Raw genomic sequence first — 11346 nt, 5'->3', positions numbered from 1 at the left:
CAAATATATCATTAGAAAATATCGTCTTATTAACTATATTCATATTAGCCCCTCTAAAAGTTGTATTATTTTAATTGTACTGTTATTTTACTAATTCATAATAATTTACTGTTGCGACACACTTTAATAATATGTTGAACTATATATTCTTTTTCATATAATAACGTTTATGCTCCATTGGGTAATCATCTAATATACCAAAAACCTCATATCCATGTTTAAGGTAAAAATCTTTCGCTTGAAAATCAAAGGTATCTAAGTGAATTAAATTGCATCCTTTTTCTTTCGCAATTTTTTCTACTTCATTTAAAAGTACTGAACCGTATCCCTCTTTTCTATACTCCTCTTTAACCCATAAAACATCTACATGTAAGCAATTCGAAAAGTATAATTGACTATTTATTCCTGCTAATGCATCTCCATTCAAATCTTTTATTACTCTATTAATTGAAATAGAAGAATGTTCTTTTGTAAAAGGAACTTTGGATAAATTATATTCAACTATCCCATTATCAACCAAATCATATTCTTCTCTTGTACTTTCTTCAATAAGATAATTTTTCATATTCGGCTTCCTCCTGCTTATTTATGTACGCCTTAATCTACATTAGGTATTAGTTATATTTTCTTTCAGTTTATAATATCTTTTTCATATAATATCGTTTATGTCCTAAAGGAACATTATCTAATTCACCAAACACTTCATATCCATTCTTTAAATAAAAATCTTTTGCTTGTAAATGTGCTAAATGACAGCTATTCCAGTCCAAACTAAATCCTCTTCATCTTTTGAACTTTCTTTAATGCTATACAAAATACGGTTCCCCCCTTTATTTAATTAAACACAAAATACTCTGTGGAATGTAGAAATTTATTGACTCATATTAATCTCCTTAACATTATCTCTTGATATACTCAGTAACGATTGTTGATAATTCCTCTGAAACAGAAGCAACAATATTATTGCCGTACGAAGTTAAGTCGCATAAAAAAGGTAATTCAAGATACTTTCTTGCATTTTGATTGCATCTTGAAATTACAACTTTGTTTTCAAATCTTTTAAAGTCATCCATATGGCAGTTACTATCGATGGCAGACTGCTGCATAGCTATATTCAATATATCATTATTTGTCATATACTCTCCTCCTATATTATATAAATCCTATTAAATGTACTTTCTTAACCACTGTGCAACATCTTGTGATTGCTCCTTCGTATGAAAATCATGTTCACTTCCTAGTGATGCTGTTAAGTTGCTACTGAACTTTTTTGCAAAACTATCTATAGTAGCACGATTTTGCAAATTATCTTTTGTTCCATAAATAATTTCAGTAGGTATATTCCATTTATCAATTGGATGTTTTTTTACATAGCAATAGTAATCCCATGAAAGAGTATCAATTGGCGTAAATATTTCCCCTTTTTCTTTAAGCAATTCTTCTGTGACATTAAACCATTTGAACATTTTATTTATCAAATGTTCCATATCAACAATAGGTGACTGAAATAAACATTTTTTTACCGGAAAATTTTTATATGCAAGTAAGCTAAAATACGCACCAAGGCTACATCCAAATAAGTTTATCTCCTTCCAATTTTGTTGTGCATATGTTCCAATTATTTCAACATCATGTACCCCATTCCAAACATTGCATTTATAATTTTTATCTTCTCGTTCACCATGTTCTGGAAGGTCAAAGCTAAGAACCTGATATCCTCTTTCGACTGCTATCTCAGCAAATCCATATGCACTTTCCTTACTTGACATTTTTCCATGAACAAATATATATATTTTATCTGAAGGTTTTCCCCATAAAATCGCTGGAATATTTTCTATTTCCATTCTTCTTGTATTTATAATGTTCATAATTAACTCCTTTTCATTGATGAGGCAATTGATCTTTCCATAAAACTCCACTATAAATTAATATTTATTAAACTCTCAAAGCTAATTCTAAAGCTATATAAAAATTTTTCAACTGATGATTTCTTTCTTCATCGTCACCTAATATTCTTCGGTCCCATTCCTGCGAATCAAGTAAATCTCCACTAATTAAGAAATCATAGTATTCAAGTCCTCTAAAGTCACACACAGCCTGTACACCAGCACATTCCATCTCTACTGCAATACAGCCTTCTTTTTTCCTTTTTTCCATATTAGCTTTTGTTTCGCGATAAATACCATCAGTTGTCCATGTTTTCCCCTTTACATAAGGAATACACATATCTTCAAAAGCTTTTGCAACAATATCAGCATTTCTAATTGTAATGTAATCGGCCGCTGGAACATAGTGATAAGAAAAACCCTCATCACGGTAGGCTTCTGTTGGAATTATTGCTTTCCCTGCAGCAATTTCTTTATCTAAACAACCACAAGAACCAAACATTATATATTTTTTGGCACCAATTAAGCAATGAGCTTCTTCAATACATGTCCCTGCACCTGTTGACGAAATCATCGTCATATAAAATGCAATTTCTTTTCCTTTATAATTCAATTTATAAATTGGAGTTAAGCCATTAGCTGACGCTATATCATCAATTTTTTCACATCTAAATGTCTGTAAAACATTCTCTATTACAACATATGAAAAAGTTATAATACAAATCTCACATACTTTTTCTTTTTCTCCATAAAAATTTTCAGGACTAATTATAGCTTCTGTTTTATCATCAAAAGTATTAGTTATCATAAAATAATTTCTCCTCTATAAAATATAATTTATTTTTTCAGTATCATATATATGCGCTATTCAACATATTTATATTTTCTAATTGATATAGTGAGACCAATTAAAAAAATAACTACTAACGATATCATATTTAAAGTATATGGAATATAAGTTCTTCCCACTCCTTCATGTGGACTTAGTAAAACCGGTGCGCTCCATGGATAAAATGCTGATAAATGTGTATTTACTACTACTAAATTCACAAAAGTAGCTGATATGACAAATATTATGCTTGGTAATACACTTTTGGTATAAATAGCTACTGCACAAGTTATGCAAACAAGCATAAAGTGAAATATTATCATCTTTAAAAATGATACAAAATAATATATAAGAAAATCCATAGTTAAGCTTTCATGCTTTATTAAAAGTCCTAAAATTAATGAAGTAAAAAATGCTAAGATTAAAGTGCTTGCTATAATATAAAAAATACATGCAAGTTTAGAAATTAAAAGCTTCATTCTATTAATAGGATAAGTAAACATCACATTCATAGTTTTGGTTTCATATTCATGTCCAAAGATATAAGCGGATATTATTCCATAAACTATGGGAGCTACAATATCATTTAGAAAGTTTAATATTACATTGAAGTAATCTTCCCATATAATTAAATAATTATATTTTTCATTAAAACCATATATTATAAATGAAATAACAATAGGAATAAATAATACTATTGTGCAGAATCTAATCTTTGCCTTTCTATACTTGAAAATTTCTGCTAAGACATATTTCATCATAATCTTACTCCTCCTGAAACTCTTACAAAATAGTCTTCTAGACCTTCTTTATGTGTAGTTAATTCAAATAAATCTAAGTTATTATTAACCAGCACTTTACTTATATAGTTTGTACCTATATCTTTTCCTTTTATGCTAAGTCTTATATAGGCATTATCAATTAATGTACTATTTAAATTCAAACGTTCATTTAAAACTATTTGTGCTCTCTTAACATCATTAACTTTAACATCAACATGTTCCTCATAACTATTATTAATTTGTTTCATTGAGGCTTCATTTAATAAAACACCTTTTTCTATGATACCTAACTTAGTCACTATAAGTTCAAGCTCACTTAAAATATGGCTAGATATTATAAAAGTAAAATCATCCTCATGAGCCAGTCTTATTATGAAGTTTCTAAGATCTCTTATTCCTAGCGGGTCTAGACCATTAGTAGGCTCATCTAAAATTAAAAGTTTTGGCTTATGAAGAATTGCACGTGCTATACCAAGTCTTTGCTTCATTCCTAATGAAAAATTTCTAATTTTCTTATCTCTATCTCTTAAAAGATCCATTTTGTCTAAACACTCATCTATTATATTTTTATCTGTTAATCCCATGTATTCAGCATGAAGCTTCAGATTCTCATAAGCAGTTAGATTTTCATAGGATGAAGGAAATTCTATAATAGAACCTATGTCCTTTAAATAAGAAACATCACTTTTATTAACTTCTTTTCCTAAAACTATCATACTTCCACTAGTTGCTGGTATTAATCCTAATACCATTTTTAAAGTAGTAGTCTTCCCTGCACCATTTCTTCCTATAAATCCATATATATCTCTTTCCTCAACATTAATGCATAAATTATTTACACTTAATTGCTCTCCATAACGTTTAGTTAGATTATTAGTTCTCAATATATAATTCATATTAATATTCCTTTCGTATAATTTTTGACGCAAGGTAATCTTGTTCATTAATTTATCGTCCTTAATAAAATTCTCATTGAAATTTATAAGTATTCACCTTTATTAATAAATTATAGCATATTTCCCAAATATTACACGGTTCATTTTTCATGAAAATATTTTGTAAGTACAGCATTATTCAATTTTCGAAAAACATTATTTTCACTAATTACCAAGTATTCACTACATATTGTTTAAAATCAACTTTACACTTATAATAAACTAAAGATAATTAATTTAACTAATTAGGAGGGATTCAAGATGGCTGGTTGTAACGAAAAAAATTGTACATGCCCAAACGTTGCTTGTGAAAGACATGGCAAGTGTTGTGAATGTGTTAATTTTCACCGTAGTAAAAGTAATATAGTGGCTTGTTTAAGAGACTTTAAAGTTGAAAGCAAATAATTCACTACTTTATCTGGTAAACTCTTCATCATTTCATTAAGACCACATTCTAAAACTTTACAAATTTTATCGAGATGATCTAAATTGGCTCTATCATATGTATATTTTCTTTAATATGTGGCAATTATTATAAATGAATTAAAACTAAGTTAAAATCTAACTCTCTGTAAAGAGATAGTACTGATGATCACCTGTACTATCTCTGTTTATTGTTTATACTTTACGCAATAATAGTGCATAACATATTGGTAGAACTAAATCGCTAAAAGAAACGGCTTGGTTTTGCGATTAAATAGGAGATTATATGAAAAAATAAGAAGTGAAGTTCTTTCTCAAGGAGCTTCACTTCTCACATTTTGCGCGACTTTTAAAAGGAGTTATAAGGTGAAAAGTAGCTAACTTACCCACTTTAAGCCATTTTATTGAATTGAGTTCATAAGCTTAAAGAAATATTTTGACTCTTGGGTTTTATAAAGATTGTACCAAGAATCTAGTGTTTGCGGTAAGAATACATCTAGAACTTTTAATATATGCAAAGCAAATTCAAGAGGAGCTATTCCAGAAGCAGTAATCAAACTTCCATCAGTTACTACACACTCCTGCTTATAATACATCTCTCCATCATAACTAGGACAGACCATTTTAAGATACCCCAGGTCATTGCTTGTATGATCCCGCTTATCCAATACTCCCCCCATAGCAAGTCCTATCGTAGCACCGCAAATTGCCCCTACAACAATACCTTCCTCCAAATATTTTTCAGCCATTCTTATAATAGGACCATGAATTGCTTCTGTCCATGTACTCCCACCAGGTAGAATCAAAGCAGCAGTATCTTTAATACTACACTCCTTAAGTTCAATTTCTGGCAATATTGTAAGACCTCCCATTGTAGTAATAGGGGTCTTGTTAATTCCTACAGTTACTATTTTTAGCGGCATTAATCCCTTTTTGTAGTACCTTCCCGAATTGATTTCAGTACTTAAATAACCTATTTCCCAGTCTGCCATTGTATCAAATACATAAAGATATACTGTATTCTTCATTTTCTATTCCTCCACATTCATTTTATCTGATGTCTAGCCGCTGTAACACTCCCACTTCTTTAAGTGGAAGCTAACAGCGGCACGACCCTAGACTAGGTGCCACTTGAGGGTATAAGTTCAACTAAGATTCAGATGGGGATCAAACCCCACCTGAATCAAGTTTCACTTGATTGTTGCTATTTGTCAAAGGATGGTCTCAAGCTACATCTCGAATTATATATTATCTTCACTGACAGATTCGGTCAGTAAAGATAATGGGCCATCAAATCTCTAAGAATTGCTGCCATAGCATCTTTAAAACTATTTGGTTCAAGCACCTTTATTGATTTACCATATTGAAGTAGAATATGAGGAACATAGGTATGGATTGAGTTTTCATCCATTAAAAAATTAGCTCTGCATTCAGTTCGTTCTATCAGATGATATCCTAAAAACCAATGCGCACAAAGGTCATTCAATGCTTCTGATTTGCCCTCAATTACTAAAGTGCAAAGTCCTACTTTGCTTTCCACATCCGATAATAAGTTTTTTGTGAAAAACTCACGTGCAGAAAAGGCTTCAGGACGCTTAAACGTATTTTTAGTGCTTATAATATTTACTACTCTATCTACCCTAAAGCTGCGAATTTCATTCCTAAGATGGCAAAATGCAATAGCATACCATTTATTGTTCCAGTAAAGCATCCCATAGGGGTCAACAACCCTAAGCCTCGGATGCCCTTCATAACCTGTACAGTATTCAATTTCCATAGAACATTCATTAGCAACAGCTTGCTCAATTTCCATTAAAATAGGTTTGACAGCTGGATCACAAATACGGCTCACTACTTCAAATCCGACTAAATGACGATTAAGAACTTTTTCTTGTTCTTGATTCGAGAACATCTTTAACTTAGATGTCGCACTATTTAGTGATTCCATAAAAGGATATCCTGCTTCCATTGCGAAAGTGGCAGCATGTAAAAGTGATTTTTTCTCTTCAAGATCAAAAAACAGGGGTGCTTGGATAAAATTGTTAAGCAAACTATATCCGCCGTTATGACCAGGCTCCGATATTATTGGCACTCCACTAACACACAATGCATCCATATAACGATATACTGACCTTATGTTTATTTCTAACCTTTCGGATATTTGCTTTGCAGTTATTTTTGTACCTGAATTCAGCATCCATAAAATTGCTAGCATATTATCATTTTTTGGCATAATTCGCCCCACTTCCCTAGATTTTTAATAGTATCATTTATAAATAAATTTTACTGTTTCTTATCTTTTGTTATTTTAACATCTGAATTGCTACTAACAGAAATTCTTATTTTCCCGTCTGCATTTGCTCCAACATTTCTGAATCTATACTTTCCTTTTGTTAATTTAATTGTTTTTCTGCTTTTCTCAGTTCCTTCTAATATAGTTTCCACTTCATTTTTAGGATTAATCAAAACTGTCTTAAACTTACCATTGTCAACTGTTGAATCATAGTTTAATCATTCCTTTTTGAATTATTATTTGATTAATTAATTTTAATTTTCTTCACCAAAAGTTACTAGTGTAACGCACTTTGAGAATATTGTTCACATTAAATTATATATAACTTCTTAGATGAATTGCGATTTGTAGTCTTTATACTATCCTTATTAATAATTGAATAGGACAAATCACCACTTTATATCAAAAACTCTGAACGATACCATATTGGAACAACATTCTTCATAGCATCAAACCAATGAAGAATATCCTTATTTAAATTTAGAATAGAATATAATCTCTCTGGTGCAAAATACTTTGACCATACAATAGAAGTTATTGCACTTGTCGATAGGTAATATGCTAATAATCTCCAAAATTCTTCTGGCGGTTTATGATTAAAATAACCATCAATTTGTCCTGACGCAAATGCAGGAAAATCTATACCTAATCGATTAAATTCATACCAAGGGTCTCCATAATTATTAAAATCAACAGTATGCCAATCAATAACAAATAAGCTTCCATCTTTAGATTGGATCATATTTCCCATATGATAATCTCCATGATGGTAACATTGAGGTCGATTTTCTAATAAAGATTTATTATTTTCAATATAGTCTAAAATTACTTTATCTCCCTCGAAAGGTACACCTTCAGAACGAAATGCCTCCAATCGTTCATTTATGACTGAAGAATAACGTACTGACCAATCATCAATCCCTTGAGGAGCAGACATACTATGAATTTTACGAAGGGTTTCTCCAGATTTTATACCTAATTTATATTGATCTTTTTTTGTCAATGTTGATAAAGTAGTTTCAACTTCATTGCCTTCAATCCAACTAAGTAAAGTATACACACTTTTACTCTCATTACAAATACCGAAATCAACAGGAGAAGGCATAGGGACACCAAGGTTAATCATATTCTTTATTAATTCATACTCCGTTTTTTTTTGATTATATTCTGAAAAATCCGCAAGTCGAAGCAGTAAGTGTTTTCCATCCACAGTTTCAATATAATATTTTTTGTCACCTGACATTCCTTTATTTATTGGTTCAATTTTTTCAAAAGTGTTGTATAGAGGTATTTCTCTCATATTAATCTCTCCTAACCTGTATGATATTGTTGTATAAATAATACACTTATTCCATTATCTCTTTCTTACAAATTCCTATTTATAGGTTAGTTTAATAAACAACTAAGTCACACTTATTTACTATTGCGTTTTATAAGAATGTAGTGCATTTCTTTAAGTAAGCGTTATTTTCATTTTATGTTGTCACTCCATCCTCTTACTCCTTTAACATCTACTAATATAGAAAATCAACAAAATGACGTTTAACTGTTTCTTCTACTGTCTCTAAAGAATTATCAATACATATGTTTATATTGATATCTATATATAACTCTTGTTCTAAATACCATTTATCTACAAATTCTACTCCTGCTGTCCAGCAAGATCTTTCTTTATCTCTTGTAATACAAATATCCCTATTAGGAACTAACACACGAAAGACTGGATTAATATTAAATTCAGATAAGTAATTCTTATATTTCTCAGTATCCTTAATATTAAAGACATATCCAACAACAACATTGTATCCCAGCCCCAATGTAATAAGCATTGTATTTATTGTTTCTGTATGGCATATGTATTCATCACGTTTAATAGTAGTGGCAGTTTTCATCATATAATTTAATTTTTTGCTTACAGCATCGCCATCAATAAATATGTAATTATATTTTTTTCAATATATTGTCCTATTGTTGACTTTCCTGCACCAGCAGTTCCACTAATAAGTATTACTTTCTGCATTGAAGATATATTGGTTAATACATTTTCTACTGTAATTGGAGTTCCACATTGGTCACATGATGGTGCTATAATTCTTGACCCATTTTTCATTGGATTTATAACCTTTGTCTCTAATATATGATGTTTAATTAAATCACAACCACAAGCACTACATCTGTTCATTTTGCATAACTCCTGTAAAATTATCATACATTGATTTTCTTATTATATTCATTTAAAAACTCTATCGCTTTCCGAACCATATCAAGATGGTCTCTATGCCATTCAGTTATCTTATTAAAGTCATGGAATCCAATCTCTATACTTTCAAACGATGCTTTTAAGCATCCATCTATTGCCTCGCAATAAAACAATATATGATATGATGTATGGGGTTGTCCGAAATCTCCTGGTATCCTCGTAAATATGTCTATGATTTCCTTCACTTCTACATTAAGTCCTGTTTCTTCATAAATCTCTCTTTTTATTGATTGTTGAGGGCTTTCACCTGTTTCAGTCCAACCACCAGGAATGCCCCACAATTTATCGTCAGCACGTCTTTCTAAAAGAATTTTTCCTTCTTGTGATATAATTACTCCATTTACGCCAACCTTAGGAGTTATATAACCTAACTCTTTTTTAAATCGTTCAACAATTAATTTCTCTTCAATATTACATATCTGAGAATATTCATTAGATGCTAATTCAAGTAATTTTTCATATCTTTCATGGTCATATGGGTCTTTTGCATAACACAATCCAAGTTGTGCTATTGAGCGTATTTGTTCTAAAAGTAATAATATATTATCCATATTTCCCAACCTCCCTACAATTTCTAAAAATCATAATTCAGACATATTCTATCATTCCTGTTTTCATGCCATCTTGATTAATAGAAATTTTTATTCGAAGTCCTTCTTCGTAGCGTTTTTTATACCATTCAATTTTTTTATTTTACCTTCTTTAAATTGAACTTCACTCCCACACAATACTCCTGTTTCATAGATATTGTCTGGTGTAATTTCAATAATCTTCTCGCTGTCCATCTATAACCCTCTCCTTTCTATATATATCAATCTTTTATGTTATCTAACTGTTGCGACACACTTTAAGAATTTTGTGTATTACTGTTTACTAAATGTCTGAATATTTCCTAATAAGGCTATTTTTTTATTATCAATAATTATTCCACCAGTATTTGTAATTGCATATACCTTCTCTCTTTTTTCTTCTAGCACCCTATTAATATATTTATCCTGAATTTCAGTTTCTTCATAGTGAACTTCAATATCAAAATCTTTAATCAAATTTAGTCCTGTATTGTATGTAAATATATTATAATCTTCATCTGGAGTAATGTGATATTCTGATATTTGAATCATTGCTCCTGCACTACTTCCAATAATAACACCTGTAAAATTTTGAATATCATCAATAAAATCAAACTCTTTTAAGCGTAACATCATTTTATCTGGCAAACCACCAGTAAAAAATATTATATCGCTATTTTTTATTTTAACTTTTGCATTTTCCTTTGTATCTTTAAAATAATTTATCAAATCTATATTTTCTTCTTTAATTCCGTAATTCAAAAATGGTACAATAATACTTTTATAATATCTACCATTATTCTTACTATACGCATTCTGCCAATCATTATCACCACATATATTTTCACCAAATGAAAATGGAATTATTAAAACTTTGTCATTAGAATTTATGTATTTCGATACTATATCTTTTGCCCAACTTTCGTGAAAATTATATAAACTAAATAACATATTTACCATAAATATTCTCCCCCTATTAATACACAACAGTTTCTATTACGTTTTAAAAATCGACTTTTGTATACACTTCATCAAACATTAGACCTTTAATTAGAAATGTTTCTTCTTCATCAAACCCCTCGAGTTTAATAACCCATGTAATAAATATATATTCAAGAATACTCTCTCCTTTAACAATACCTATAGCTTTTTCACGCTTTATATCACCATTTGAGTATTTGATAGATAGTTCAGGATTTCCTTGATACATAACATTGTGTTTCATTACTAAAATACCATCCCACCTATATGGATTAAAAACCTCAAACTTCAAGTACAATACACTTATAATAACTAAAATACCTATTAATAATTTTTTCATCATAACTATATTCTCCTCGTAATAATTTACAATTATGTATTGATAATG

At 30.0% G+C, this 11346-nt stretch carries 18 protein-coding genes and 1 pseudogene; 1 reads left to right on the top strand and 18 read right to left on the bottom strand.

Annotated elements, in window-relative coordinates; translation table 11 throughout:
- Positions 1 to 139: 139 nt before the first annotated feature.
- The 7 genes from CLCHR_RS15140 to CLCHR_RS15110 form a co-directional block, all read right to left on the bottom strand.
- Positions 140 to 565, bottom strand: a complete 426-nt coding sequence (locus CLCHR_RS15140) for a GNAT family N-acetyltransferase (RefSeq protein ID WP_079440676.1) — start codon at positions 563 to 565, stop codon at positions 140 to 142.
- A 70-nt stretch (positions 566 to 635) separates the two neighbouring features.
- Positions 636 to 770, bottom strand: coding sequence for a hypothetical protein (locus CLCHR_RS15135; protein WP_423236642.1), 135 nt, complete (start codon positions 768 to 770; stop codon positions 636 to 638).
- Between the two features lie 129 nt (positions 771 to 899).
- Positions 900 to 1136, bottom strand: a complete 237-nt coding sequence (locus CLCHR_RS15130; protein ID WP_079440675.1) for a hypothetical protein — start codon at positions 1134 to 1136, stop codon at positions 900 to 902.
- A gap of 30 nt (positions 1137 to 1166) precedes the next feature.
- The gene (locus CLCHR_RS15125) at positions 1167 to 1868 is read right to left on the bottom strand and encodes an alpha/beta hydrolase (RefSeq protein WP_079440674.1); all 702 of its coding nucleotides are present in this window, start codon (positions 1866 to 1868) and stop codon (positions 1167 to 1169) included.
- Positions 1869 to 1935: 67 nt separating this feature from the next.
- Entirely contained in the window at positions 1936 to 2694 is a 759-nt protein-coding gene (locus tag CLCHR_RS15120) for a nucleoside phosphorylase (RefSeq protein ID WP_079440673.1), read from the bottom strand.
- Positions 2695 to 2750: 56 nt separating this feature from the next.
- Positions 2751 to 3476: an ABC transporter permease gene (locus CLCHR_RS15115; protein WP_079440672.1), complete on the bottom strand. Its 726-nt coding sequence runs from the start codon at positions 3474 to 3476 to the stop codon at positions 2751 to 2753.
- A complete protein-coding gene (locus CLCHR_RS15110; RefSeq protein ID WP_169896813.1) occupies positions 3473 to 4393 on the bottom strand; it encodes an ATP-binding cassette domain-containing protein in 921 nt (306 codons plus the stop codon). Before CLCHR_RS15110 ends, CLCHR_RS15115 begins: the two co-directional genes overlap by 4 nt.
- Positions 4394 to 4693: 300 nt before the next feature.
- On the opposite strand from CLCHR_RS15110, the gene CLCHR_RS24855 reads away from it, so the two are divergent.
- A complete protein-coding gene (locus CLCHR_RS24855; RefSeq protein ID WP_169896812.1) occupies positions 4694 to 4837 on the top strand; it encodes a hypothetical protein in 144 nt (47 codons plus the stop codon).
- On the opposite strand, the pseudogene CLCHR_RS25675 reads toward CLCHR_RS24855, so the two are convergent.
- From CLCHR_RS25675 to CLCHR_RS15065, 11 genes and pseudogenes are all read right to left on the bottom strand, one after another.
- Positions 4777 to 4926: pseudogene (locus tag CLCHR_RS25675) on the bottom strand (hypothetical protein); the annotation flags it as partial. The gene CLCHR_RS24855 and the pseudogene CLCHR_RS25675 overlap by 61 nt on opposite strands.
- Before the next feature lie 330 nt (positions 4927 to 5256).
- Positions 5257 to 5883, bottom strand: a complete 627-nt coding sequence (locus CLCHR_RS15105) for a type 1 glutamine amidotransferase family protein (RefSeq protein ID WP_079440670.1) — start codon at positions 5881 to 5883, stop codon at positions 5257 to 5259.
- 242 nt (positions 5884 to 6125) lie between these two features.
- Positions 6126 to 7088: a helix-turn-helix transcriptional regulator gene (locus tag CLCHR_RS15100; RefSeq protein WP_079440669.1), complete on the bottom strand. Its 963-nt coding sequence runs from the start codon at positions 7086 to 7088 to the stop codon at positions 6126 to 6128.
- A gap of 50 nt (positions 7089 to 7138) precedes the next feature.
- Positions 7139 to 7321, bottom strand: coding sequence for a hypothetical protein (locus tag CLCHR_RS15095; protein WP_242966096.1), 183 nt, complete (start codon positions 7319 to 7321; stop codon positions 7139 to 7141).
- 224 nt (positions 7322 to 7545) lie between these two features.
- Positions 7546 to 8448, bottom strand: coding sequence for an aminoglycoside phosphotransferase family protein (locus tag CLCHR_RS15090; RefSeq protein ID WP_079440668.1), 903 nt, complete (start codon positions 8446 to 8448; stop codon positions 7546 to 7548).
- A 214-nt stretch (positions 8449 to 8662) separates the two neighbouring features.
- Positions 8663 to 9043 carry a hypothetical protein gene (locus CLCHR_RS15085; protein ID WP_079440667.1) on the bottom strand — a complete coding sequence of 127 codons (381 nt, stop codon included), beginning with the start codon at positions 9041 to 9043 and terminating at the stop codon, positions 8663 to 8665.
- A 17-nt stretch (positions 9044 to 9060) separates the two neighbouring features.
- Positions 9061 to 9330, bottom strand: a complete 270-nt coding sequence (locus CLCHR_RS15080; protein ID WP_079440666.1) for a hypothetical protein — start codon at positions 9328 to 9330, stop codon at positions 9061 to 9063.
- Positions 9331 to 9353: 23 nt separating this feature from the next.
- Positions 9354 to 9959: an NUDIX hydrolase N-terminal domain-containing protein gene (locus tag CLCHR_RS15075; RefSeq protein WP_079440665.1), complete on the bottom strand. Its 606-nt coding sequence runs from the start codon at positions 9957 to 9959 to the stop codon at positions 9354 to 9356.
- 90 nt (positions 9960 to 10049) lie between these two features.
- Positions 10050 to 10193 (bottom strand): hypothetical protein, encoded by a 144-nt coding sequence (locus CLCHR_RS24850; RefSeq protein ID WP_169896811.1) that lies wholly within the window; start codon positions 10191 to 10193, stop codon positions 10050 to 10052.
- A gap of 78 nt (positions 10194 to 10271) precedes the next feature.
- Complete coding sequence (locus CLCHR_RS15070) at positions 10272 to 10937, bottom strand: Type 1 glutamine amidotransferase-like domain-containing protein (protein ID WP_079440664.1); 666 nt, start codon at positions 10935 to 10937, stop codon at positions 10272 to 10274.
- Between the two features lie 43 nt (positions 10938 to 10980).
- Entirely contained in the window at positions 10981 to 11301 is a 321-nt protein-coding gene (locus CLCHR_RS15065; RefSeq protein WP_079440663.1) for a hypothetical protein, read from the bottom strand.
- Positions 11302 to 11346 lie beyond the last annotated feature (45 nt).

This window comes from Clostridium chromiireducens (genome assembly GCF_002029255.1).
GTDB classification, from domain to species: Bacteria; Bacillota; Clostridia; order Clostridiales; family Clostridiaceae; genus Clostridium; species Clostridium chromiireducens.
This window is presented reverse-complemented; position numbering and strand designations above follow the sequence as displayed.